The organism is Acetobacterium sp. UBA5834, from assembly GCF_002435675.1.
In the GTDB taxonomy this organism is placed as follows: domain Bacteria; phylum Bacillota; class Clostridia; order Eubacteriales; family Eubacteriaceae; genus Acetobacterium; species Acetobacterium wieringae.
The window spans coordinates 16,638-42,218 of record NZ_DJGY01000054.1 but is presented as its reverse complement, the minus strand read 5'-3'; the positions used below and the strand labels follow the sequence as shown (position 1 = coordinate 42,218).

Sequence of the window (25,581 nt, the reverse complement as noted above, 5' to 3'; positions counted from 1 at the left end):
GCTCCTTTTTTTGCATCAATTATTTTTTATTTACACAGTTTTTCAACTGTTACAAAATCGTTTTAATCAAGACTCCGCCAAACCCGATCATCAGGCAGACAATGGTCATGCCTTCCAAAGGATGGAGATTGATTTTTTTCTGAAAATTTCGGGTTGCGTGGCGGCCATAGCCTCTGAGTTCCACCGATAGCGCCGCATCACTGGAGATTCGCATGGCCCGATACATCAGCGGTAAAATTGAAGCCGGCAGGTTGCGGATTTTCTCAACCACGGTATCATTGGGTACCCCCCGGGCCGATTGACTATTGCAAATGGACTGGTATTCCCCGATCATCACCGGGAAAAACCGGGCGACCATCGGCACCAGCATCGCATAGCGGTAAGGTATCCGCCAGTGTATCAGCATCTGAGCCATATCCATAGGATCGGTATGAACCCCGAACTGATAGGCCGAAAATGAGATGATGCCAATTCTTAAAAAAGCCAGGATGGAGGTGGCAATAAAACCACTGTAAATCTGTAAAATACCCCAGGCATAAAGCAGCTCGCCTTCACGACCAAAGATCAGATTGATGATCAATACTTGGGTGCCAATAATCAGCAGCACAATTGACAGCATTTTAAAAGCTTTCAAGGATTTCTCCGAGAACAGTTCAGAAATCAGAATCACCCCCAGTAAAATGCCATTGAGAAGTATACTTCGCGACACCAGGGCGGTTAAAACCAGAAACAGGCACCAGGTCAGTTTGAGCCGCGGATCCAGTTCTTTTAGTTTAAACATTTAAAAATCGCCTCCTTCGATGAGTTCCAATCGAACCAATTCGTTCAGATAATTGTCTATTTTTTCGGCTTTAAATTCCAAAGCCAATTGATGATTGTGCATCACCACAATCCGATTGGCAAAATCTCTGGCTTCAGTCAAATCATGGGTTACCAGCAAAATGGTGACCCCCTGACTGCTGAGATGGGCCAGTTTTTCCATGACCACTTGACTCTGGGCACTGTTTAGGCCGGAGGTCGGTTCATCGGCAATAATCAGCTCGGGATCATTAATGACCACCGACCCCAAGGCCAATAGTTGCCGTTGTCCCCGGCTTAGCCGCTGAGGATGGATTTCGTCCAATCCTTTAAGGCCGACTAGAACCAAGGTTTCTTGAATCTTTTCTTCGATTTGCTGCGCACTGAGGTTTTTATTTTTTAGAACATAGCTGATTTCATCGCGTACCGAGCTGCAAAAGATCTGATCATCGGGGTTCTGAAACAAAAACCCAATCCGGCGCCGCAGTTCGCCCACATTTTTCTTGGTCACCGGAGTTCCAAATAGCTCCACCGATCCCGAGGTTGGTTTAACCAATCCTTCAATGAGCTTGAGCATGGTGGATTTACCTGAACCGTTCTGGCCGATGACCGCCGTGAAATCGCCTTTTTTCAGACTAAAATTTAGCGGCTGACAGCCGGTTATCCCACCTTTATAAGTATGCGATGCACCGCTTAACTTAATCACGTCGAGCCGCTCATCCACTTGAATCGGTTTCGCCCGTCGATTGGTTTTCCGACAGCCATATTTTTTCTGATATTCACCAACCGGCAGAAAATCTTTGACCATCCCAGCTTCCATTACGAGCACCCGATGGGCATCTTTTAAAACCGCACCGGATTTATCCATAACCACCAGGGTGGTCACCTTTTTCTCCCGGTTCAACCACCCCAGGTGCCGATAGAGTTCCGAGCTGGTTTTGGGATCCAGTTCGGCCGTGGGTTGATCCAGTAGTAGGATCGGGGTTTTCATTGCCAGAATACTCCCCAGCACCACCTTCTGGGCTTGTCCGCCGGAAAGGGCATCGGTGGTCCGATCTGAAAACACCCGGATTCCGAGAAAATCCATGACCGCATTAACCCGATGCTCAATTTCATCCTGACTCAAATTGAGATTCGCAACCCCAAACGCCAGTTCATCAGTAACCCGCCGATTGACCATCTGGTTTTGCGGCTCCTGCATCATATAGCCCAGATAGTCGGTCATTTGGCAGAGCGGTATCTTTGAGACATCCTGATCCGCTACCATCACCGTTCCATCCAGTTCACAGGGATAAAACTTCGGTGCCGCCGATGTAATCGCATGAAGCAGTAGCGATTTACCCGATGCCGCACCACCGGTAACGGCAATGAATTCGCCCTCATTGATATTTAGTTTGATGTTTTTAAGCGCTGGTTCCGATTCTTCTGGAAAGGTCAGCATATTAATATCCAGTTGGATGATTGGTTTCATGGAGTGGCCTCGTGATTGAATTTTCAAATGACTGCTTTTAGTATAAAGCCGTGCACTCCGGTCATTGTGCCGCACAAAATTACTGCCGTTTGGCATAAAACCGTGCACTTCGGCTTCCACTTCGTTCCAGCCTTCGCCGCGGGCTACGCCCTATGAAGAATTTGAAAAATGAAATTTTTTATAAGCGAGCTTAATAAAATTTCATTTCCCAAATTCTTCGCACGGCTTTATGCTTTTGCGCAAAATAAAAAGTTTCGACTATCCCAGGGTAATCCTAAGGATAGCCGAAACTTTACCGTCGTTTCATACTATAAGCAATTTATGGCAGGTCTCCTGACTCTGGTTTATCTGTTTTTGCGCCTTCCCGTTTCCAGTGGCATCTGCAAAAACAAAACCATTACAGTGATGGGTCCGTTCAGGATTTTCACCTGATTCCCTATTCTCCTTTGTAAGGCACCATAAATCGTATATCTGTTAAGTTGCATTAATCATAGCGAATTTATTGACAATTGTCAACTGTTTGACAAAATTTTTCTTTTAAACAAATCAAAGTCAAGGTTCCTGCTGTTAATTTGGATAGTTATTCTATTGTTTCCTCTGAATATGAAATAGATTTTATTCGAAATACTGTTGTCTTAGTGCAACTGAAGAAGTTATTGCAATCAAAAATGGCTAAATTAAAACCGCCTTCATGCATGGTACTTACATATTCCACACCATCAAATCCTTGACTCTTAATGTAGTCACTTATATATTGTGTTGGTAAATAATCCAGCTCGCTGTCATGCCTCCGTAGCGGTTTCGCTATTTCTTGGCTAATTAATTTCAAATGTTCAATATTAATTGCATGTTGAGTATACTCTATTCCCATTGTGCTGTTTGCGATAAAAGGACTTATTTTATCCAAATTAGCAAAATCAATGACTACTATATCTTTTTTTAGCTTGAAGTTACCAACAGTAACATAATCAAAAACTCCAGCGCGTGTTTCATGCAAAGTAGTTTTGACCGAATCCGCTAAATATAATATGCTAATACCTGCCGGATTTACGCGCCCCGCTGTTGCTAAATGTGTAGGTGGCGCTCCCATTTCTGATTTCTTAAAACCAAATTCGTCCGTACAAATACGAGTGCGATACAAAACTTTTCCTGCTTTATGAGTTTTTCGAACACACCGGATAAATGAATCCAAAATATCTTTATTAATATGATCTGTGTGAAATCGATTTACACGCTTTATATCTCCAACAAAATCTGTCCATTGGTAATCTCGTAGAACTGAATACTCATTCAAATAATCTTTATCTTGACTTTCCAAAATTCCTACCGGATAATCAAACAGCTCTGGTTGATCAGCATATTTTTCATAGCAGATAGCAGTAAGTAACTGATAAATGTTATCAGGCTCTAAGTTAAAAATTGACCATTTTCTGTAAAAAATGTTCTTAAGTACGTCTGTTTTTTCTTTTGGAAAGGTTGCCGGTAAACTAGCTGCAGATGTATATACATCTAATAACTCATTAAACCTATCAGCCAATGTTGTATCACTCTCTAATGAGTACACATTAACATTTTTACTACCGCAAAAGTCACAATTACCTTTTTTTCTATGATTCTTAATGATGTCAATAACTTCAGCATCGTTAAAACATCTTACGCAGCAATTCATTCTATTTCCCCTCGCTAAGGTACTTTCCCATAAGTTCTAAATGATGCATAACTGAAAGCTTTTTTACACTCCCAAGCCCAGGGTAAGTTTCATTATCATAATGTGATAATAAGGTTTTCATACCAAGTGTTGGAGGAAAAGGATCGGCTTGGTACCAAGTATTTAATTTTGAAACTGCTTCATAAAATTTTTTTGCCGGGTTAGAAATGTCTTCGTTTGAGTCAGAAACAAAATGCTTGACTCTAAGGCTATTATCCTTTGCAAAATACACAATATGAATTGCTACTGCATATGGGGCAAACCCCCCTTCTTGATAGTCATTTCCGACAACGGAATAGTCAGCAAAGCCTTTAAGCCCATCGTCTTTAAAGTACAAATGATCATCAGAAAAAAACTCATCCTCTATATCTTGATAATCTGCATTCCGGCTTTGCTTCTCAAATTTATCATCCAAAATAACACGATTTCGCTTTATTCTACGTCGAAACGCACTTTCATCTGGTATAAGAGCATAGCAAGGATTTTCATCTGAAAACTCTTGTTCAAACAAATCCAAAAAATCACGATCTGTATTAATTACTAATAAATTCTTTTTCAACACACCAGCCTTGTTCCAATAATTCAACAATGATTGTGCATTTTTTTGTAGAATAATAGATTTTATAATAATGTCATCATCATAGAGTTTTTGAAATTCACTTTTATATACCCCTTCTTTTGAATCATGCTTTGCTTCTTGAATGTCCTCCTTAAAAGAACCTACGCCTGGATTTCTAATTACAGCTAACTGATGTCCGACACGAATATATTCTGCGATGGTTTTAATTAATGTAGGTGATAATTTGACAGGCTCAATAATAGGAATTACATAATCCCCCAAGAGATCATTCGTTACTAATTCACGCAGCGCCAACAACTCATATTGCCTTCCCCGAATATATGGAAGATACACATTATTACCCCCTAAACTTATTTTGTAAAAATATTTCTAAATTTTCGTAATCTTGTAATGATGGATTTGAAAAATACATTAGCGATTTTAATTCATAAGGTACTTTTTCTATTTTATTGTGTAAAATATGGTTTCTATTTTTTAGCTGTTGTAGCGACATTGCGTATGCTTCTAAAATAGGTATTTGTGAAAACATAGAATAGCATTCATCATAATAAAAAACTTGTGATGTCTTCGGGAGTTTTCCAAAATACTGCTTAACAATTGCTTCATATTCACCTTTATGTAGAACTTTAAAGATGGATTGGTGTTCCAATTTTGAATTGTCTTCGATCACATCTTTTTTTAAAGTTTTGCTTATTGTATCACGTTTTGTTAGAACACAAATGCCTACAGGTGTGCCATCCAAGATCTTAATCAATTTATTAAAATTATTTTCAGATGTTACCACACATACATGATTAAATGCCTTGTAGTAATCCCTAATTTGTGTACTCAATCTATCGAAACTATCAAGTTCAGATTTTATTTCATATACAACAGCTTTGCCATTAATAAGAATGAAATCCGCTTTTGATTTCCCTATAGGTATCTGTGTTAATGCTATCGTTGTATTAAGACTATGCCTACCCAAAAGAAGCTTATTAAGAAGTGTATTTTGAAAGAAATATTCATTTCGGTAAGATTTAGACATGAAATTATATATTTCACTAATAAGTTCTCCATTATTTTTTTCATCAAAATCTGATGCATACCGTTGAATGATTGTACCAAATGTCGTATTCTCGTTATCATTAATAAGCTTGCGAAAAACATTTTGGGTAAAGAGTCTATTTAATACTAAATTATTGCTTCCCATTAAACTCCCCCCATTTCATTGCATAATCGTACATTTTTATTATACCATGAAATACAATTATTGAAAATGCTTATTTACGTAAAACGATGACTTACGATAACGTTCATATTGACCTGGAACAACTGTAAATAAAACCGTTCAGTTTCACCCTCAACGATAAAGTGGTATTCTCGAATTCTTTCATCATAGCTATCTCTTTTTTCATCTTTTTCACTGCTAATCTCTAAGACTTGCTGATTTTTCTTTTCAGTTGTATAATGACAACATAATTGTATTTATGATCTGTATTCTGATCTTCCATTCGCATTAATCGGGAATTTTATGGAAATAAAAAACTTAGTCATTTTACCCCCTCAAACATTTCAAAAAAGGAAATCATTATGAAAAATTTAGAAAAAGATACTCCCTTTTCATTACACAGCTACGATCCCCATACCCATGGCGGCCAGTATCTGGAAAATATATCCTCGGCTAACTGGGTATCCGAAGCGTTATTCACAGCTCTGGATCTGGATCTTTTTGAAAGCCTGGAGACTTATGGCGCTAACGGTGCAGGTGTTAAGCAGCTTTCCCAAAAGCTTGAAACTGATGCCGCTGCGCTTTCGTCCTTTCTACCATTGCTGGAAAGCCTGGGACTAATTTTCTGTTATCAGAAGAATTACAGTAACACCATCATAACCAGACGCTACTTGCTGTCATCCAGTCCGGATTATTTGGGTGATGCCATCAAATTCCGAAAATTTCAATCACAACAATGGCATCAGCTAAAAACCTCGTTGCTAAAAAACAAACCAATTAAACTCAATCAAGAATCGGAGTCTTTATCTCCCGAACAAATAAACCAACTGAAAAAAAAGGCAATTCATGAGTTAACCCGCATGAAAGCCCTTGAATGTGTCAAATTTTTTCCTAAATTATCCGGGAAAATTTTAATCGGTGGTCCCGGAGCCCAAACTATGGCGGACTGTTTTATTGATACTTTTCCAACACTGGATATCACCATCCTGATCGATGATAATCCCTTCCAGACCGATCCTGCCGCTTTAAGCAACCTCAAAAGGCCAGTATTTAATAGCTGTTCCATTGACGAACTGGACACCACGGCTGCGAAAAGTCAGCATATCTATTCACTGATCTTATTCACGGGTTTATTCATCGCTAACGATTATCAATCTATTCTGGATCAATTACTTACCTGTCTGCCGATGCTTAAACCTCAAGGTATCCTGATGCTTCACGATGCTTTTGATGAGCATGCTACCCTGATGGCCAGATTGTCGGGGGTCAATCGGATGCTTCATTTCGGTGGCAAAGTCTGCTCTGGCGAGTCAATTATTCACAGCTTGCAAAAAACTGGTCTTCATGTCTCGCCTTTAATCCCGCTGGAAACCGATACCGCTGTCATCTTTGCCAGTCAATCACCCGACTTTATCAATGCGCTGTCACTATCGCCCCTGCAGCGCTTAAAACATCCGCTCCTTGCCATTGGCTTTGATGATGTCATGGAAATTGCTCCGGACTCGGTGGTCGTAACGGAGTTTGCCAAAAACAAATGTGCCTTTGGCTGCTCATCGGCCAATCTCAAACATTGTCAGGCCAATGAAATCCCATTGGCAGAAACGAAACGGCTGTTGTCCAGCTATTCCTGCGCCTTTTTGATTAAAGGCATTCCGGGCACTGGTGAATTTCAGCGAAAGATGCTCGAAGCAGAACGATTAGCCTTTACCGGTGGCTACCACAAGGCCTTTGCCTTCTGGGCTGGCCCTTGTCACATCTGCCCCAGCTGCGATCTTACGGCTCCCTGTCTTAATACCAAAAATCGCCGTCCCTCCATGGAGGGCTCTGGCATCGATGTTTTCGAAACCGTCCGCAACAATGGCGAAACCCTGAAAACACTGGCTGCCAAAGATGAGTTTGTCAAATATTATGGTTTGCTGCTACTTGAGTAAACACCAATAAATCAAAAAAACACGGTTATTCCGTGTTTTTTTGATTTATTATTCGACGACGATAACCCGTCGTTCGATCGGTTCAAAATTCTTTGCAACGGGCATCTCTGTAGGAACCCCAAAAGGCATCTGAGCAATCAGTCGCCAATCCGATGGAATCAGAAAAGCATCTTTGACGTCCTTGTCAATAATTGGATTATAGTGTTGCAGGCTGGCGCCCAGACCGGCGGCTTCCAATTGCGTCCAGATGGCAAACTGCAGCATTCCATTGGCCTGTTCAACCCAATCCGGAATACTGTCCCGATAGGGCAAAAACTTTTCCATCAGTCCTTTAGTCACTGAGGTATCATCATAAAACAACAATGTCCCGCATCCTGCCGCAAAACCATTGATTCGATTTTCGGTAGGGCGAAACTCATCTGCTAGAATTCGTTTTCTGAGTACTTCCATCACAATCCCCCAGAATTCCAGATGCTTTTCTCCAAATAATACTGCAACCCGCTGACTTTGGCAGTTAAACGCCGACGGTATGTGCTTCGTCGAATGGTCAACAATTTCCAGTATTTCTTCAGCCGTGATGGTACTTTCATTACAAATCCCGTATATTGAGCGTCGTCCTTCGATAGCTTCTTTAAAATCCAGTGGCATAAATACTCCTTCTTGTAAAATATATTAGCCCTTATGATAAGTATTATACTCCTATTTTTGACAATTTCAATTTGTAAATTAAGTAACCTCAAAAAAACAGGGTCATCATGACCCTGTTTTTTCGAGGTTTACATTTATTTGCGACTCACCACTTTTTTTGCAGCAGCTACGATATCGTTCGACGTCAAACCATATTTTTCCATCAGCGGTGCCACCTTGCCGGATTGTCCAAACAGGTCTTTTACACCAACTCGTTCCAGCGGTACCGGCGCCTCATCACCCAAAACTTCTGCAACGGCTCCACCCAAACCACCAATAATGCTGTGTTCTTCGGCGGTAACAATGGCCCCTGTCGTTAAGGCAGCCTGCTTAATGGCATCCACATCAATCGGTTTGATTGAGCCCATATTAATCACCTGGGCTGAAATTCCTTCTTCTTTTAGCTGGTCAGCCGCTTCCAGTGCTGCTGCCACCATTAAACCGGTCGCAATAATGGTCACATCACTGCCGCTTTTCATCATACTGGCTTTACCCAATTCAAAGTGATAGCTTTCATCAAAAAGCACCGGCACGTCACTGCGACCCAAACGAATATATACCGGTCCGTCAATTGTCATGGCCGCATCCAGCATTTTTTCGGTTTCGATGGCATCTGCCGGTGATAACACCGTCATATTGGGCAATACCCGCATCAGCGCAATATCTTCAACAGACTGGTGTGAACCGCCATCTTCACCTACGGAGATACCCGCATGGGTTAAGGCAATTTTTACATTCAATTTTGGATAACAAATACTGTTACGGATAATTTCATAAGCCCGGCCAGCCCCGAAAATAGCAAAGGTACTGGCAAAGGGCACTTTTCCGGCCGTTGCCAAACCAGCCGCCATACCCATCAGGTTTGCTTCGGCAATCCCCACGTTGAAATGCCGTTCCGGATGTGCCTTCTTAAAAATATTGGTCTTGGTTGCTCCGGAAAGATCCGCATCCAGTACCACCAGATTCGGGTTCTTTTCTCCCAGCTTTACCAGATATTCGCCATATGCCTGTCGTGTTGCTTTTTTTTCTGCCATGATTACGCCTCCAATTCTGCCAATGCTTGTTTCACTTCTTCTGCATTCGGCCCTTTTCCATGCCATCCCGCATTATTTTCCATAAATGAAACGCATTTACCCTTAACCGTTTTGCAAATAATCACAGTTGGTTTATCCTCTGATTTTTTGGCTGCTTCCACAGCCGTTCGCAGTTCATCAAAGCTATGTCCATCTTCCACCGTGATGACATTCCATCCAAAGGCTTCAAACTTGGCATCAATAGGGAATGGTGACATCACCTCACAGATGGCGCCGTCAATTTGAAGATTATTATTATCCACAAAGGCAATCAGATTATTCAGCTGATAGTGGGAAGCCGCCATGGCGGCTTCCCAAACAAGACCTTCTTGCAGTTCACCATCGCCCAGTAGCGCATAAATTTTATGAGATTTGTTGTCCATTTTTCCGGCCAATGCCATTCCGGCCGCCACCGAAATTCCCTGTCCCAAAGAACCAGTCGACATATCAACCCCCGGTACCTTGTTCATGTCCGGATGACCCTGAAGGATGGAGCCCAGTTGTCGCAGATTTTCCAACTCCGCATTGGGAAAAAAGCCTTTTGCGGCCAGGGTTGCATACAACACCGGAGCCGCGTGTCCTTTTGACAGCACAAAACGATCCCGATCTTCTTTTTGGGGATTATTTTCATCCACATTCATTTGCTCAAAATAGAGCAGGGTTAAAATTTCTGCTGACGACAATGATCCCCCAGGATGACCTGAAGAAGCCTTGCCAATCATTTTTACAATATCCTTGCGGATTCCCCTAACGGTTTCTTCTAAAAATGCCATTTAATTCTCCTCTTTTAATAAATATCACTATTTGTGTTGATTTGCCGATCTAAAATATCTCGTCTAATCGCCTGCGGGACGCCATCCTTAATGAAGACCCGGGGCACCCGTTTATTGACCATACAGGTGATTTCATAATTGATGGTACCCAAGGCGTCGGCCAATACATCAGCGGAAATATTGTTGCCAAAAAGCTCCACTTCGTCATACAGGGAAACGGCTTCCACATCAGTCAAATCAATCATGCATTGATCCATACAAATGCTACCAACCACCGGCACCAGCTGACCGGAAATAAAGACCTTGGCCAAACCATTGAGCATCCGGGTGTAGCCATCGGCATAACCAATTGGTAAGGTGCCAATAATTCGATCCTCCTCAGCAACAAAACGATTGCCATAGCTGACGGTTTCGCCAGGATGGAGGGTTTTGAGATGAACAATGGTTGACTTCAGGGTCATCACCGGTTTTAAGCTGATTTTTGACCGATCCACTTCCGCCGACGGATAGAGACCGTAGAGAATAATCCCCGGCCGCACCATGTCAAAATGAACGCCGTCCACATCAAATATCCCGGCGCTGTTGGCCATATGCTTAATGGGAATAACAATATTTTTTTCTGCCAGTTCCGAGAGAACCTGTCGGTAGCGTCGAATCTGCTCCTGCGTGTGGGTTTTATCAGCGGCATCGGCGGTGGAAAAATGGGTAAACAACCCCTGAAGTTCGATTCCTTCCAATTGATTCATCGCCTCAATTGCTTGTGAAGCTTCTCGCCAGCCAATCCCAATGCGCCCCATACCCGTATCAATTTTTACATGAATGGGATGGCGAATGCCAATTTCCTGACAATGCTCCGACAAAGCCTGGGCAAAATCCATCTGATAAACACCGGGAATCACATCCCAGCGAATCAGATCGGGGATGTGCGCTTTTGAGGTATAACCGAGCAGTAAAATCGGCTCGGTTATCCCCCCCTGTCGCAGGGCGATGGCTTCATCGATGAAAGCGACCGCCAACATATCCACCCCGGCATCACAAAGGGTTCTGGCACATTCCAAACTGCCATGACCATAAGCATCAGCTTTGACCACGCCCAGAATTTTAACGTCAGGCCCGACAATCCGGCGAATTTCTTCGTAATTACTGGTCAGAGCATCCAGGTCAATTTCTGCCCAGGTCGGGCGGAGTGCCAACTCTTTCATGCCGTCGGAACTTCCTGAACCATTTTTAGCACCATGGCTACCCCATTTTTGATTGATGCTTCGAGATTTGCCTTGTAATCATCAGTCAGATTGGAATCGGCTTTGTCAGACATGGAACGAATGACCAGATAGGGAACCTGATTGAGCATTGCCACCTGTCCTACTGCTGCCCCTTCCATTTCCACACAAAGACCGCCGAATTCTTCCAGTAATTCTTGTTTGAGCTGGTTGGAGTTCACACCTAAATCGGCAGTCATAATTCGACCCACCCGATGCGTCGCACCAAGATCTTGCGCAGCTGCCACCGCCAGCTTGATAAGGGTTGAATCGGCCTTGAAAAAGGTAATATCCATGTTTGGTATTTCACCCCGGGGATGACCAAAGGCCCGGGCATCCATATCATATTGACAACTGTCTTCAGAAATAACGATGTCACCAATTTCCAGCTCGGGATGCACTGCACCAGCTACCCCTACATGGATAATGGCCGTTACTTTAAAAATGTCAATCAATACCTGAGCACACATGGCGGCATTAACTTTTCCGATTCCACTTTTGACAGCCACCACTTCTTTCTGATGAAGTTTTCCTTTAAAAAAAGTCATTCCTCCGTGATGAACCTTGATCCCATCTTCCATCGCCGCTTTGATGTCACGAACCTCACTGTCCATGGCTGCAATAATACCGATCATCTGCTTTTTTCTCCCTTCAAAAGACTCACCGCTGCATTGGCAGCGATTCCCTGTTCACTTCCAGTAAAACCCAGACCTTCTTCGGTTGTCGCTTTTACACTAACACAACCTCTGGATAAATCCAGAGTAATTCTGATATTTTCCACCATCATTTCAATATACGGCGCAAGCTTTGGGGCTTGTGCAATAATCGTTGAATCGATGTTGTTAATTATATATCCATTTTCTGCCACCAATTGTCCCACTTTTTTAAGTAGCAGCAAACTGTCGCAATCTTTGTAGGCGGCATCAGCATCCGGAAAATGTTTGCCGATATCGCCCAATGCCAGGGCGCCTAACAAGGCATCCATAATGGCATGCACCAATACGTCCGCATCCGAATGGCCCTTTAGCCCCAAAGAATGATCTATTTTTACACCGCCTAAAATGAGTGATCGATTTTTTACTAAACGATGGACATCATAACCAATTCCGATCCGTATCATTTTACTCCTTCCAGCTCGTTTCCAAATAAATTTAACCACATTTTCAGCCATTTGTACAGATTATTTTCGTTTCCACAAATTTACATCTGGCGATCCCGAAATGCACCCAGAATCCATCTGAATAACACTTTTATTTTTGCAAATGATAAAATAATATCTTTTTTCGAAAACTTTTGTCTCAATTCAGAGGTTAAATTGTTTTTCCGGCTGTATGCTTCGAGGCCGATCCTGTGAATTTCTCTGAACTTGAATTTTCATTAAAAATTATAACATAAAGCAAACAAAAAAACGCCACCAAATAAATAACTTAAATGGCTTTTAAGCTATTTGATCTGGTGACTATTGTCAAAATATTAATCCTCATGTCCGCTGTTCGTTTTTAACAGATCCCGGACCACTTCTCCGGCAATCAAAAGACCGGCTACCGATGGGACAAAGGCAATGCTGCCGGGCGGGGTTTCTCGGATAATCGGTTCTTCAGTGGAATAAAGCACTTTTAGTGATTTTACCCCCCGTTCCCGCAGTTCTTTTCGCATCACTTTGGCCAGCGGACAAACCGAAGTTTCATAGATGTCAGTAATATTAAAGCGGCTAGCATCGAGCTTATTTCCCGTTCCCATACAACTGATAATCGGCACCTTGTTTTGCTGACTTTTAATGACCAGATCGATTTTTGCCGTCACCATATCCACCGCATCGATGATATAATCATAGTCCTGAAGATGAAATTCCTGATAATTCTCAGGGGTATAGCATTTATGCATCGGATGAACAATCGAAAGCGGATTAATGGCAATCAGTCTTCTGGCCATGACATCCACTTTTTTCTTACCGATGGTTTTAACATTGGCCATAATCTGACGATTCAGATTACTGGGATCGATGATGTCTTTATCCACAATTGTTAAAAAACCAACCCCACTGCGAATTAAAGCTTCGGCCACAAAAGAACCAACACCACCAACCCCGAACAGGATGATTCTTGAATTTTTTAGAATCTCCAAACCGGGTTTTCCAATCAGTTTTTCGGTTCGGTCAAAGATTCCTGATTCTGTTTTCATTTTTACATTCTTTCCGGAGCCGATACTCCCAAAATACCCAGAGCATTTTGAATAACCTGCTTTGTTGCCTCAATCAGCGCAACTCGGGCCTTCATTAAAGCCTTGTCGTCAACCCGAACGTGGCAGGCATTATAAAAACTGTGGAAGGCTGCGGCCAGATCAATGGCATAGCGGGTAATTCGGCTGGGATCCAATTTATCTTCAGCAGTCAAAATTTCATCCGGGAAATTAGCAAGGATTTCCATCAGATTCAATTCTTCTTTTTCAACCAGGCGGCTGTAATCCAGGGGAATCGTCTGATCCAGTTCTTCGGTCATCTGGCGAATAATGCTACAGATTCGGGCATGGGCATACTGCACATAAAACACCGGATTGTCATTGGACTGCTCAATGGCCAAATCCAGATCAAAGTCAAAGTGACTGTCCGGCGAGCGCAGATTGAAGAAAAAGCGGGTGGCATCAACGCCCACTTCATCGATGAGATCGGTCAGTGCAATGGCTTTTCCCTGGCGTTTGGACATTCTTGCCACTTCACCGTTTCGAAGCAAGCGTACCAGTTGCATGATGACCACCTCAAAATTACTGGCATCAATTCCAACTGCCGTTAAAGCGCCTTTAAGGCGAGCTACATGACCGTGGTGATCAGCCCCCCAGACGTTGATACAGCGATCAAATCCACGGTTGATAAACTTATCCATGTGATAGGCGATATCAGCCATAAAATAGGTGGGTAATCCATTGGCCCGGATTAATACATCATCCTTATCGGAACCGAATTCAGTTGCTTTAAACCATAAGGCGCCTTCCTGTTCGTAGGTAAAGCCCCCCTTTCCGAGCAGCTCAATGGTCTTCTCAATGGCACCGCTGTCATAAAGGCTCTGTTCCGAAAACCAGACATCATAGCGGATTCCATAGGCTTCGAGATCGCTTCTCATCTGGCTGAGGTTTTTGTTCAGCGCATAATCAATCAAAATTGGTTTGCGTTCTTCCGGTGTCAGTAAGCGGTGGACATCACCATTGGCTGCAATAAATGCTTTCATATGGTCGGTAATGTCTTCTCCCTGATATCCATCTTCCGGAAAGGGAATATCCTCGCCCATCAATTGTCGGTAGCGAGCATCGAGAGAATCACCGAATTTGACAATCTGGTTTCCGGCGTCATTAATATAAAATTCCCGGGTGACGGCGTAGCCGGTCCAATCAGCCACTGCCGCTAAGATATCGCCAATAGCTCCACCCCGGGCATTGCCCATGTGCATCGGTCCGGTCGGATTGGCCGAAATAAACTCCAGGTTAAATTTCTTTCCGGCATTTTTCTGACTCCGGCCGTAATCGGCTTTCAAATCTGCCACTTCGGCTAAAACCGCATACTGCCAATAGGGTTTGAGTTTAAAATTAATAAAGCCCGGTCCGGCTATTTCGATGGATTCAATGTAGGAGTCGGCAATTTGCATATTTGCCACCAGGGTTTCGGCAATAAAACGGGGCGCTTTTTTCGTCTGTTTGGGCAGCTGCATGGCGATATTGGTCGAATACTCACCATGTTCTTTTTCTCTGGGAATCTCCAGAAAAAGATCTGGCATGGTTTCAATGGTCAATGCCCCCGATTCAACCGTTTGATTCAGCGCATCGCCAATGATTGTTTTAATCTGTTTGGTGATCTTTTCACGTATGTACATCCTTTGTTTCCTCTCACTTTTCTTTTTATTATCAGTAACTCGTGACTTTTTAATTCTGCTGGTCAGGTGAAATTTAAAGGAGAAGCGCAACTGGCGCTTCTCCTGTGATTGGCATTGCTGCCATTTTTATTGGGTGATTTTGATGTTTAGAATATTCTGAGAATTGGTCACCCCTTCAATTTCGATGTCATAATCGATGGACACCTTGGTGGGCTCTTTATCCTCATTATAATTGACAAATACATCCTTGGTTAAAATCCCCATGGTCACATCCCCGTAAGGGGTGGAATACCAGGTCAGGTTTCGTTTTCCCCGCTCAAATTCCATAATGGAATTGGTGGTTCCCAGACGAATGACTGATACTTTTTGCGCATCAACACAAACGGTGGTGATTGTTCCTTCCATCCCGGAAACTTCCGATTCTTGATATGTTACACAGGACCTGTTGGCTTCTTTATATAAATCTCCTTCGGTCAGGAACTCCAGGGTATCCTTTTCTTCTTCGTTTTTGACGGTTCCCGAAATGGATAACCACACTTTTTTTCTTTCTTCAGTCATTGGTCTCCTCCTAGAGGTATAATTTCTCCCACTATTAAACCATTGTTGGGTTTTTTTATCAAGAAAAATTATCCGTTTAAGTTTTTATTAGGATTACGCATCATAAAGAAATCGGACAACCTAGTTGGTTGTGGTGCGTTTCCGCTTGGCTGACGCAATAATCAGATCTACAAGTTCTATATACCCAATTCCGGTGGCTTCCCACATTTTTGGATACATACTGATGTTGGTAAATCCCGGCAGGGTGTTTACTTCATTGATTAAAATGCGTTCATCATCCGTGACAAAAAAATCGACCCGGGTCAAGCCGGAACCTTCAATGGCTTCAAAGGCTTTAATGGCATAGGCTCTGACTTTTTCGGTAACTTCCTGAGATAGCTCAGCCGGAATGACCACCTTGGAATCTTCGGTCGCTGAGTATTTGGCTTCATAATCATAAAACTCTTTTGAAGGAATGACTTCTCCGGGAATCGAGGCACGAATGACGTCTCCGACTTCCAACACAGCACATTCGATTTCTCTGCCTTTGACAAAGTCTTCCAGAATCAATTTATTGTCATAGATAAATGCTTCATTAATGGCAGCAACCAGCTCGTTTCGGTCATGCGCTTTGCTGATGCCCACGCTGGAGCCCATATTGGCCGGTTTAACAAAAATCGGATAACCCAGATCCGCTTCGATCTCGACAATTTTGCTGTCTGCATCTCGTTTCCACTCATTTTCCCGAAAATAGATATATTTGCCGGTGGGGATTCCCACGCTTTGGAACATAATCTTGGAGAAGACCTTATCCATTCCCACCGCTGAGCTTAACACCCCACACCCCACATAGGGTTTGTTGAGCATTTCAAAAACACCCTGGATGGTCCCATCTTCTCCCATTGGTCCGTGAAGAACAGGAAAAAAAACATCAATTTTAGCGATTTCCGGATGCGAGAAAATTGAAAAATCAGCAATCAGGTTGTCTTGATCCTGCTCCCAGGAACCATCCTTGATTTTTTCGGCATCACCGGAGTATAAATACCATTTCCCCTGCTTTGAGATCCCGATGGTAACAATGTTATACTTACTCCGATCAATAACCCCTAAAACATTGTAAGCAGAGACTCTGGAAACCTCATGCTCGCCCGACTGGCCTCCAAAAACCACGCCGATATTGAGTTTGTTTTTCATATCTTTTCCTCACTTTTCTTTCGAGATCTCGTTATTATGATTGTATCAATGATAACAACTATCAGTCCGCTTTGCGACCCCTTCACAAAGACCCGGCTATTTCAGACACTCTAAAAAATCTTCTTCAGTAATAACCCGAATGCCATTTTCTTTTAATAGGGCGACAGTGATACCATCCCCACTAACCAGATTCTCACTGAAGGTGCCATCATAAATTTTACCACAGCCACAGGAAGGGCTCTTGCTTTTCATAATGGCAATTTTAGCGCCTGATGTTCGGGCTGTGTCTAAAGTCCGTTGCGCTCCCAGCAGATATTCTTCAGACACATCTATTTTTTTATTATTATACACTTTCCGCTCCCCATTGACCACGACTATTTCCGCCGGATCCCGGGGGATTGGCATGGTTGCCAGCACCTCCGGACAAACTGGAATAGCCTGTCCCTGCAGAAAGAGCTGTCGCAGTTCGTTGACCGGATGGGCTTTACCCTCATAATTAATCTTCATTCCCAGCAAACAGCTGGACACTAAAATCTTTTTTTTCTTTTCCAACGCTTCTTTTAAACAAGTAAAGTCTTTCTGATTCATTTTTTCCCTCATTCTTCATTTTTATGATCCAAACTGTCCTCCCGGTAAATCCAGGCACCCCGCTTAAATACCATTTTATAAATCATATCTTTTAAGATAATTTCACCAATTTTTATGATCGAACCGGAACCAATCGTTACCTTGTTGGTAACTCTGGCGCCCATTCCGATTTTGGTATGATGACCGATGGTCACATCTTTTCCAATAATCACTCCAGGCTCCAAAACACAGTTATCTTCAACCCTGGTGTTTGCTTCGATGATCACCCCGGTACCAATCTGACAATTCTCTCCAATGGAAACCCCGGCGCCGACAATTGCCCCGGCACCAATGGTGGTTTCATTTCCCATCGTGACCGCTTCGGCAATCACCGCACTGGGGTGAACATTTTTTTCGTTCACCTGGTGTTTCATCTGCTTTCTCCTATTTTTTTCTGATTCTCAAACCCTTGGGGTAGTGGTTCTTGATCAACCCTTCGCTGGCTTTACCAAATCCCAGCGGATAGCCATTGTAACCAATCAGAACCCACCCTTTGGGAGCCTTGCGATTTAATGCCTCCCCCTTTAAATACTGGTAGGCCAGCTCTTCATCGTTTAAATTGCAGCTGTTTCGGGCCTGCGATAAGTCAAGCGCCATAGCCAGCGCATAGCTGGGCTCAAAACGATTTTTCTTAAAGGTGCCCAGGTGAAGACCAGGACGCAACAGTTTTAAATTGGCAATCCGCTCGAGTAAAATCCCTGTCGGGATAGCATAGAGATGTTCTCCCAAAAGATAGAGCCGGTCTGCAATTTTTTGATAAAATTCCGGGTCAAGGTTGTTTTTGGCAAAATCACTATAGTCCTGCAACTCCATCCGAGTTGCCTTTTTCAAGCGGGATTTGGCATATCCCTGTTTAATATCAAGGTTCTCAGCCAGGCCTGGCAGTTTTTTTAGTCTGGCAATAAAATGCCCCTCACCTTTGACTGTCATTGGCATAATCCGCAGCGTTTTGGCAATGGCCTGCTGCTGCTTTCGGGTCCAGGCAACCTGGCCATGATCAGTAATCCCGGGTAACTCAACCGTTTCCACTTCATAGGGATATTTTTCGATAAACGCTTCGATCATTTGTTCATTTTCTTCCGGTGAAAAGGTACAGGTTGAATAAACCAGCACCCCGCCGGGTTTTAGCAGACGATGGGCACTTTCCAGTATTTTTTCCTGCTTTCCCCGACAACGGTCAACCCGTTCCAGACTCCAGTCAGCCAGCGCACCAGGATCTTTACGGAACATCCCCTCGCCAGAGCAGGGGGCATCGACTAATATCTTATCAAAGCGCTCATAAAAAGAATCCACCAACCGTTCCGGAAATTCGTTGGTCACAAGGGCATTGGTGATCCCCATCCGCTCAATATTGGTAGAAAGGACACCAGCCCGGGAATTAACCAGCTCATTGGCAACCAGCACCCCCACTCCTTGAAGTCGGGCTCCGATTTGGGTGGATTTCCCTCCCGGTGCCGCACAAAGATCCAGGACCCAATCCCCCGGCTGAGGGTCAAGCACTTCAACCGCCGCCATCGCTGTCGGTTCCTGAACATAATAAAGCCCGGCATAATAATAGGGATTTTTGCCCGGCCGCACCGTATGATCAATATAGAATCCATCTTTACACCAGTTCACACTCTGGGTCTTAAACGGTAATTTATTGGCCAGTTCATCAGGCGTAAGCTTCAGGGTATTGGTGCGAATCCCCTTGCTCTCCGGCTGGTCATAGGAATCCAGCAGACTCTGATAGGATGCGCCCATCAGATTTTTCATTTTTTCCTTAAAGGCTTCAGGTAATTGCATTGTGATCCCCATTTTAACTACTTTATTTCAGACAATTCCATTTCTGGCACCACCCTGATTATTAACAATACTTATTTCATTATACGTAAAGCCCTGAGCAATTACAATAAATTTGTTAAAAAACGCCGAAATAAAAACACCAGCCCAAACGCTGGTGTTTACATTTAAATTATAATTGCATGACATTATTTTTTGGGTTTTGCAAAAATCATTCGACCGGCTGCTGTTTGCAGAATACTGGTAACAATAACAGCCGTGGAGGAGCCAATATATTTCTTGCCATTTTCAACAACGATCATGGTTCCATCATCCAGATAGGCCACCGCCTGGCCGTTTTCTTTTCCCCCTTTAACCAGAAGAACCTTCATCTCTTCCCCGGGCAACACAATCGGCTTAACGGCATTGGCCAACTCATTAATATTAAGCACATCCACCCCTTGAACCGTGGCGACCTTGTTCAGATTATAGTCGTTGGTCAGAATCTTGCCTTTGGTTGATTTACCCAGTTTAACCAGTTTTGAATCGACCTCATGGGTGTCTTCAAAATCTTCTTCAGTAATTTGCACTTCGATTTCCAGATCCGTCTGAATTTTATTTAAAATATCCAAACCCCGACGGCCCCGATTTCGTTTGAGTTCATCGGCCGAATCCGAAATCAGTTGGAGTTCATTGAGCACAAATACCGGAATTACCAGAGGGCCCTCAATAAAACCGGTTTTACAGATATCAAATATCCGTCCATCAATGATCACGCTGGTATCCAACAGTTTGGGAATCGCTGCGCCTTTCTTTTTGGCCGGGCGCTTTTGGCCTAAGGTTACATTGGCGTCCTTTTCCCGCTTGGCACTCTGAAATGCCTGGAGAATATCTTCCCGTTTTTTGATTGGTAAGGAAAAGCCAATGTATCCCAGCACAATATAAATGCTGATCGTTAAGAGTCCGCCAATCCAGGGAATCGGAATCTGCGAAAAAGCAAAACTGATCAGCATGGCAATTACTAAACCGATCACCAAACCACCAATGCCCAGGCCAACGTCAATGAGACGAACATTTTCCATGCTGGCCTCAACAATTTTTGTCAACTTTTTTACGCCTTTTAGCATTAGGGGAAATAGAATGAAAAATATAAGTCCGAATAGAACGATGAAAGCCGCATAAAAAATAATTTCCAATTCAGGTGTACGATTAATTTGCATGGTTTTCAAGATCCACGAATTGGTTATCAATACATTGGCCAGGGCTATCCCAACCAGAATTCCAATAATTCCAAATGACACGCGAAGTATCTTTTGTATCACTATCTTCACCTCCTTTCTAAAACATTACCTCGAATTATAGCATCCAATTCTTAAGACTAAACTATTAAATACAACAAAAGGCGCGAAATTCACGCCTCACTTTGTACCGAACTATTGATCAAATCCAGGATTTCTTCTTTATCCTTATCTTGAATCAAGACCATTTCGCTGACGATGAAATTCCGGGCATTATTGAGCATTTTCTTTTCCCCGGTTGAAAGGCCTTTTAATCGATCCAGTAAGATAAGATTCTTAACGACCTTGGCGACTTCAAAAATATCACCGGTTTTTAAACGTTCCAGATGTTCCCGATATCGTCGGTTCCAGTTTTTTTCCATCACATCCATCGGTAATTTTAGCGACTCGATCATCTCATCAATTACTGACTGGTTCACGATGGTTCTTACCCCAATATCATCGACTTTATCAACCGGAATTAAAATCTGCAAACCTTCGGACACGATCTGCATGATGTAGTAAGGTTTCGTTTCTTCAAATATTTCTCGTTCTTCGATTGCTTCAATGATACCCGCTCCGTGCATTGGATAAACAATTTTATCCCCAATCTTGTACATTTTATCCACTCCTATCATCGATTCTGGAGTTATTATAACACAAAAAAAAGGGAGAAGCCTTTTATTTTATAAAAAACTTATCCCGCTGTCAATATTTTTTTAATAATCGTGGTTATATAATCATGGTTAAACTGATTCGTTTTCTTTTCAGATCCACCGCCAGCACCTTAACGGTTACCACATCCCCCAGAGAAACCGCTTCGGACGGGTGCTTAATATAGCGATCGGTGATTTGGGAGATATGCACCAGGCCATCCTGATGAACCCCAATATCGACAAAGGCACCAAAATCGATGACGTTCCTTACCGTGCCTGTCAGTTCCATATCCACTTCCAGATCACTCATCGATAAAACATCAGACCGCAAATGGGGCTTGGGCGCATTCTCCCGGGGATCCCGTCCCGGTTTTTTTAGTTCCTTGACAATATCGTATAGGGTTGGAATCCCGATTTCCAGCTGGGCCGCCATTTCCGAATAATTCATATCATTAAACAAATCCTGTTGTTCCCGGCTACCCAGCTTTTCTTTTTTAATCCCTTTTAATTTCAAGAGTTTTTCGACACTTTTATAAGCCTCCGGGTGAACCCCGGTATTATCGAGGATGTTATCGCCGTCATCAATCCGCAAAAACCCGGCGCATTGTTCATAGGCTTTGGCACCCAACCCTTTGACCTTCATCAATTCTTTTCGATTCTTAATCGGGCCGACGCTGTTGCGATAATCCAAAATATTATTGGCAATGGTTTTGTTGACCCCAGCTACGTACTTGAGCAGTGCCACCGAAGCCCGGTTAACGTTAACCCCGACATTATTAACAGCATCTTCAACCGTTGCTTCCAGTACCCGCTCCAGTTCCTTCTGATTGACGTCGTGCTGATACTGCCCCACCCCGATGTGCTTCGGGTCAATTTTTACCAGCTCCGACAACGGATCCTGAAGCCGCCCCCCAATCGAGATGGCCCCCCGGATGGAGACATTGATATCCGGGTACTCTTCAGTGCCCAGCTCTGAGGCCGAATAAACCGAAGCCCCGGCCTCGTTGACCACAATGTACTGAACCGGCACCGTGGTTTTTTTGATGGTTTCAGCCACAAACTGCTCGGACTCCCGGGAAGCGGTACCATTGCCGATGGCAATAATATCGACCTGATGGCGTTCAATCAGTTCAATCAACTCTTTTTCCGCTTTTTCGGCCTGACCCTTGCCAAAGGTGGGATAAATGGTGGTATAGTCCAGCACCTTTCCGACCGCATCAAGAATGGCAATCTTACAGCCGGTTCGGAAGGCCGGGTCAAAGCCCATCGTGACTTTTTCTTTAAAGGGTGGCTGGAGCAGCAGTTTTTTAAGGTTTAGCGCAAACATCTTGATGGCCCCCTCTTCCGCCCGCTCTTTTAGTGCCGTCCGGATTTCCCGCTCAATGGCTGGCGCAATCAGCCGGGTATAACTGTCATCAATGGCATTTAACAGATAGCTTGAGGGCTGGGCTTTTAGCAATTCCTTCTTCAGGTAGGCAAGAATTTCCTCGCTCGGTGCCAACAACTTAACCGACAGGGCTTTTTTCTTTTCGCCCCGGTTAATTGCCAGAATCCGGTGATCCTTAATGGTTTTGATCGCTTCAGTATGATCAAAATACATTTCCAGCTCCGGGTTTTCCGCTTCTTTTCCCTTGACCACGGTGGATTTGATCTGGCCCTTGTCGAAGGTACACTTCCTTATCACGCCCCGGTAAGTAGCCGTATCCGAAATTACTTCGGCGATAATATCCATGGCCAGTTGCAGTGCTTCGTCGACGGTGGCGATTTCTTTTTCGGCGTCAATGTACTTAAACGCCGCTGTTTCCAACTCGGCTTCAGTTAACTCTTGGGCTAAGATCTGCAGTGCCAGAGGTTCTAACCCTTTTTCCCGGGCCACTGATGCCCGGGTTTTCTTTTTCTGTTTATAAGGCAGGTAGAGGTCTTCCACTTCCTGAAGGGTTTGGCTTTTTAAAATGGCGCTTTTTAGTTCAGGGGTCAGCTTGCCCTGTTCCAAAATACTACCGGTAACCTCTTCTTTTCGTTTTTCCAGTTTTCGTAAATATGTTAACCGCACATCCAGATCCCGCAATAGTGCATCACTTAGATTTCCGGTGACCTCTTTTCGATAACGGGCGATAAAGGGAATGGTATTTCCCCCATCGATTAAATTGATGGTATCTTCCACCTGCTGGGGGCGTATTGAAAATTCTTTTGCCAGTTGGTTAATAATATTTTCCACAAAATACTCCATTTCTAAATTTCTTAATTCCACATTTTAATTAATTGGTGTAAATATCAAAGAATAGTTTAACATTTTTTTGGTATAATCACAAATCTTCCATAAAATAACCGAATGACTGTTTAAACCGCCTGTTGGCGCATTGTAATGAAAACAGGTTCATGATAAAATATTCTGTACTAAACGAAAAGGCACTAAACAAAAGGAGATGTACCTTAATGGCTATAAAATTTATTGTCGATTCCATGTGTGATACCAACAGCGACATTCTGAATCGCTATGATTTTGATATATTACCCTTTCCCGTAACCCTGGATGATAAAACCTACTTCGATGGCATTAACATTACCCCGGAAATGGTCGTGGATTTTGTCAATACTAACAGTAAACTCTTTCCAAAAACCGCTCAAATTCAACCGCTGGATATCACCAACACGATTGAAAAACACCTTAAGAACGGTGATGATGTCATCTATCTGGTACTCTCCTCCAAGCTTTCCGGCACCTACCAGACTGCCCGGCTGCTGGCTCAGGATTTGCTGGAAAAATATCCAGAGCGCAAAGTCGCCATTGTCGATTCTCTTTCTGCCACCACTGGTTCGGCATTGATTCTTTATCAGGGACTCAAGCTCAACAAGCTCAACCGTCCCTATGACGAAATTGTTGAAACAATGAATTTTCTGGCCCACCACGCTCAGATCTTTTTTATGGTCGGCGATATCAAATGGCTGGCCCAGGGCGGCCGAATCAGCCGAAATGCAGCAATGCTTGGGGATATGTTAAAAATCGTTCCGATCCTATACTTTAAAGACGGCGAGATTCTGGTCTATGAAAAAATCCGCGGCCAGAAAAAAGCCTTAAAGACTCTGTTTGCCATTGTTGAAGAAAAAATGACAAATAAGAATCAAATCCTCGGGATGATCCAGAGTACGGCGACCGATCTCCAGGATAAGGCCCGGAAATATTTTGAAAAAGAATTGGGGATTAAGAACTTTTTGCTGCCTGAAAAAGCTGGTTCCACCCTGACCGTTCATATTGGCACCAATTGTCTGGGGATTATGTTTTTTGATGAGCTGCCGGATAATTATGTCAATGTGACCCCGTAAAACGTTGCACCAAATAAGCGCCATGCCGGATACAGCCGTATCGGCATGGCGCTTATTTGGTTTAGAAAAATTTATTGACCACCTACCCTCTTGGCGGTAAACTTGAAGCCACCAGCTGAACCAGTCGGCTCAGCGGCATGGTTTGCAACCAGACTTTTCCCGGCCCTTTTAAGGTGGCCAGGAATAATCCTTCGCCGCTTAAAAAGATGTTCTTCATGCCCTTGACGGCCTGAATATCAAAACTCACCGATTCTTCAAACATACCAATGTGACCCTGATCGATTTTGATCACTTCGCCGGGTGCCAGATCATATTCAACCATGGCACCATCCATTTCAATAAAAGCGGTTCCCGGTCCTGAAAGTTTTTGCAGAATAAAACCTTCACCACCAAAAAAGCCAACCCCGATATTCTTTTTAAAGTACATATCCACATCCAGCGTCGATTCACCCGCCAAAAAGCTGCTTTTCTGGCAGATAATCGACTGCCCTTGCTGCAGTGTCAGCGCTTTGATTTCGCCCGGATAACTGGAACAAAAAGAAATCTGGCTGTTGCTTCGCTCTGCCGTATAAGTAGTCATAAATAAAGAATCCCCCGCCAGGGTTCGTCTTAACCCCTTCATCAGACCACCTTTGGTATTGGTTTCCATCCGGATATTTTCCGACATCCAGGACATTCCCCCCGACTCGGTAAACATTGATTCGCCGCTGTTTAACGTCACTGTTACCACCGGGAGATTTCCTCCCTTAATTTCATAATTCATTTTTTCCTCCTCGTTTTATGACTATAAAAAATCGCCAATTAGAGGATATTTACCCGAAAATTGACGATTTATTTTTGCTTAAATGAATTTTA

Annotated in this window: 24 protein-coding genes and 1 riboswitch; of the genes, 2 read left to right on the top strand and 22 right to left on the bottom strand. The window is 43.3% G+C overall.

Features of this window, described 5'->3' with window-relative positions; translation table 11 throughout:
* Positions 1-49: 49 nt before the first annotated feature.
* The 5 genes from B3F51_RS10775 to B3F51_RS10755 form a co-directional block, all read right to left on the bottom strand.
* Positions 50-781 (bottom strand): energy-coupling factor transporter transmembrane component T family protein, encoded by a 732-nt coding sequence (locus tag B3F51_RS10775; RefSeq protein ID WP_070369649.1) that lies wholly within the window; start codon positions 779-781, stop codon positions 50-52.
* Complete coding sequence (locus B3F51_RS10770) at positions 782-2,269, bottom strand: ABC transporter ATP-binding protein (protein WP_286947038.1); 1,488 nt, start codon at positions 2,267-2,269, stop codon at positions 782-784.
* A gap of 306 nt (positions 2,270-2,575) precedes the next feature.
* Positions 2,576-2,745: riboswitch (cobalamin riboswitch) on the bottom strand.
* Positions 2,746-2,849: 104 nt separating this feature from the next.
* Positions 2,850-3,938 (bottom strand): RES family NAD+ phosphorylase, encoded by a 1,089-nt coding sequence (locus B3F51_RS10765; protein WP_286947036.1) that lies wholly within the window; start codon positions 3,936-3,938, stop codon positions 2,850-2,852.
* 1 nt (position 3,939) lies between these two features.
* Entirely contained in the window at positions 3,940-4,890 is a 951-nt protein-coding gene (locus B3F51_RS10760; RefSeq protein WP_286947034.1) for a sce7725 family protein, read from the bottom strand.
* Between the two features lie 4 nt (positions 4,891-4,894).
* A complete protein-coding gene (locus tag B3F51_RS10755) occupies positions 4,895-5,749 on the bottom strand; it encodes a sce7726 family protein (protein WP_286947033.1) in 855 nt (284 codons plus the stop codon).
* 380 nt (positions 5,750-6,129) lie between these two features.
* On the opposite strand from B3F51_RS10755, the gene B3F51_RS10750 reads away from it, so the two are divergent.
* Positions 6,130-7,698: a DUF2284 domain-containing protein gene (locus B3F51_RS10750; protein WP_286947031.1), complete on the top strand. Its 1,569-nt coding sequence runs from the start codon at positions 6,130-6,132 to the stop codon at positions 7,696-7,698.
* Positions 7,699-7,746: 48 nt separating this feature from the next.
* On the opposite strand, the gene B3F51_RS10745 is transcribed toward B3F51_RS10750, so the two are convergent.
* The 16 genes from B3F51_RS10745 to B3F51_RS10670 form a co-directional block, all read right to left on the bottom strand.
* Complete coding sequence (locus B3F51_RS10745) at positions 7,747-8,346, bottom strand: nitroreductase family protein (protein WP_286947029.1); 600 nt, start codon at positions 8,344-8,346, stop codon at positions 7,747-7,749.
* Positions 8,347-8,480: 134 nt separating this feature from the next.
* Positions 8,481-9,419, bottom strand: coding sequence for a transketolase family protein (locus B3F51_RS10740; RefSeq protein WP_250934455.1), 939 nt, complete (start codon positions 9,417-9,419; stop codon positions 8,481-8,483).
* Between the two features lie 2 nt (positions 9,420-9,421).
* Entirely contained in the window at positions 9,422-10,231 is an 810-nt protein-coding gene (locus B3F51_RS10735) for a transketolase (protein ID WP_070369654.1), read from the bottom strand.
* Between the two features lie 14 nt (positions 10,232-10,245).
* Positions 10,246-11,433, bottom strand: a complete 1,188-nt coding sequence (gene alr / locus B3F51_RS10730; RefSeq protein WP_286947026.1) for an alanine racemase — start codon at positions 11,431-11,433, stop codon at positions 10,246-10,248.
* The gene (locus B3F51_RS10725) at positions 11,430-12,125 is read right to left on the bottom strand and encodes a 5'-methylthioadenosine/adenosylhomocysteine nucleosidase (RefSeq protein WP_148638042.1); all 696 of its coding nucleotides are present in this window, start codon (positions 12,123-12,125) and stop codon (positions 11,430-11,432) included. Before B3F51_RS10725 ends, alr begins: the two co-directional genes overlap by 4 nt.
* The gene (gene ispF, locus B3F51_RS10720; RefSeq protein WP_070369698.1) at positions 12,122-12,607 is read right to left on the bottom strand and encodes a 2-C-methyl-D-erythritol 2,4-cyclodiphosphate synthase; all 486 of its coding nucleotides are present in this window, start codon (positions 12,605-12,607) and stop codon (positions 12,122-12,124) included. The genes B3F51_RS10725 and ispF overlap by 4 nt, the downstream gene beginning before the upstream one ends.
* 356 nt (positions 12,608-12,963) lie before the next feature.
* On the bottom strand, positions 12,964-13,671 hold the full coding sequence (locus B3F51_RS10715; RefSeq protein WP_070369657.1) for a tRNA threonylcarbamoyladenosine dehydratase: 708 nt from the start codon (positions 13,669-13,671) through the stop codon (positions 12,964-12,966).
* 2 nt (positions 13,672-13,673) lie between these two features.
* A complete protein-coding gene (gene argS / locus B3F51_RS10710) occupies positions 13,674-15,350 on the bottom strand; it encodes an arginine--tRNA ligase (RefSeq protein ID WP_070369658.1) in 1,677 nt (558 codons plus the stop codon).
* A gap of 126 nt (positions 15,351-15,476) precedes the next feature.
* Positions 15,477-15,908: a DUF1934 domain-containing protein gene (locus B3F51_RS10705; protein ID WP_070369659.1), complete on the bottom strand. Its 432-nt coding sequence runs from the start codon at positions 15,906-15,908 to the stop codon at positions 15,477-15,479.
* Between the two features lie 120 nt (positions 15,909-16,028).
* Positions 16,029-17,081, bottom strand: a complete 1,053-nt coding sequence (locus B3F51_RS10700; RefSeq protein ID WP_070369660.1) for a D-alanine--D-alanine ligase family protein — start codon at positions 17,079-17,081, stop codon at positions 16,029-16,031.
* Between the two features lie 96 nt (positions 17,082-17,177).
* Positions 17,178-17,669 carry a DUF523 domain-containing protein gene (locus B3F51_RS10695; RefSeq protein WP_286947023.1) on the bottom strand — a complete coding sequence of 164 codons (492 nt, stop codon included), beginning with the start codon at positions 17,667-17,669 and terminating at the stop codon, positions 17,178-17,180.
* An 8-nt stretch (positions 17,670-17,677) separates the two neighbouring features.
* Positions 17,678-18,082: a DapH/DapD/GlmU-related protein gene (locus B3F51_RS10690; RefSeq protein ID WP_286947021.1), complete on the bottom strand. Its 405-nt coding sequence runs from the start codon at positions 18,080-18,082 to the stop codon at positions 17,678-17,680.
* 10 nt (positions 18,083-18,092) lie between these two features.
* Positions 18,093-19,493, bottom strand: a complete 1,401-nt coding sequence (locus B3F51_RS10685; protein WP_286947020.1) for an RsmF rRNA methyltransferase first C-terminal domain-containing protein — start codon at positions 19,491-19,493, stop codon at positions 18,093-18,095.
* 185 nt (positions 19,494-19,678) lie between these two features.
* Entirely contained in the window at positions 19,679-20,791 is a 1,113-nt protein-coding gene (locus B3F51_RS10680) for a PIN/TRAM domain-containing protein (protein ID WP_286947019.1), read from the bottom strand.
* Positions 20,792-20,880: 89 nt separating this feature from the next.
* A complete protein-coding gene (locus B3F51_RS10675; protein WP_070369665.1) occupies positions 20,881-21,366 on the bottom strand; it encodes a CarD family transcriptional regulator in 486 nt (161 codons plus the stop codon).
* A 112-nt stretch (positions 21,367-21,478) separates the two neighbouring features.
* Positions 21,479-23,620, bottom strand: coding sequence for a Tex family protein (locus B3F51_RS10670; protein ID WP_349680218.1), 2,142 nt, complete (start codon positions 23,618-23,620; stop codon positions 21,479-21,481).
* A gap of 218 nt (positions 23,621-23,838) precedes the next feature.
* Here B3F51_RS10670 and B3F51_RS10665 point away from each other — a divergent pair, with 218 nt between their 5' ends.
* Positions 23,839-24,726: a DegV family protein gene (locus B3F51_RS10665; protein ID WP_286947013.1), complete on the top strand. Its 888-nt coding sequence runs from the start codon at positions 23,839-23,841 to the stop codon at positions 24,724-24,726.
* Between the two features lie 82 nt (positions 24,727-24,808).
* On the opposite strand, the gene B3F51_RS10660 is transcribed toward B3F51_RS10665, so the two are convergent.
* Positions 24,809-25,489 carry a TIGR00266 family protein gene (locus B3F51_RS10660; RefSeq protein WP_286947010.1) on the bottom strand — a complete coding sequence of 227 codons (681 nt, stop codon included), beginning with the start codon at positions 25,487-25,489 and terminating at the stop codon, positions 24,809-24,811.
* Positions 25,490-25,581: the final 92 nt, after the last annotated feature.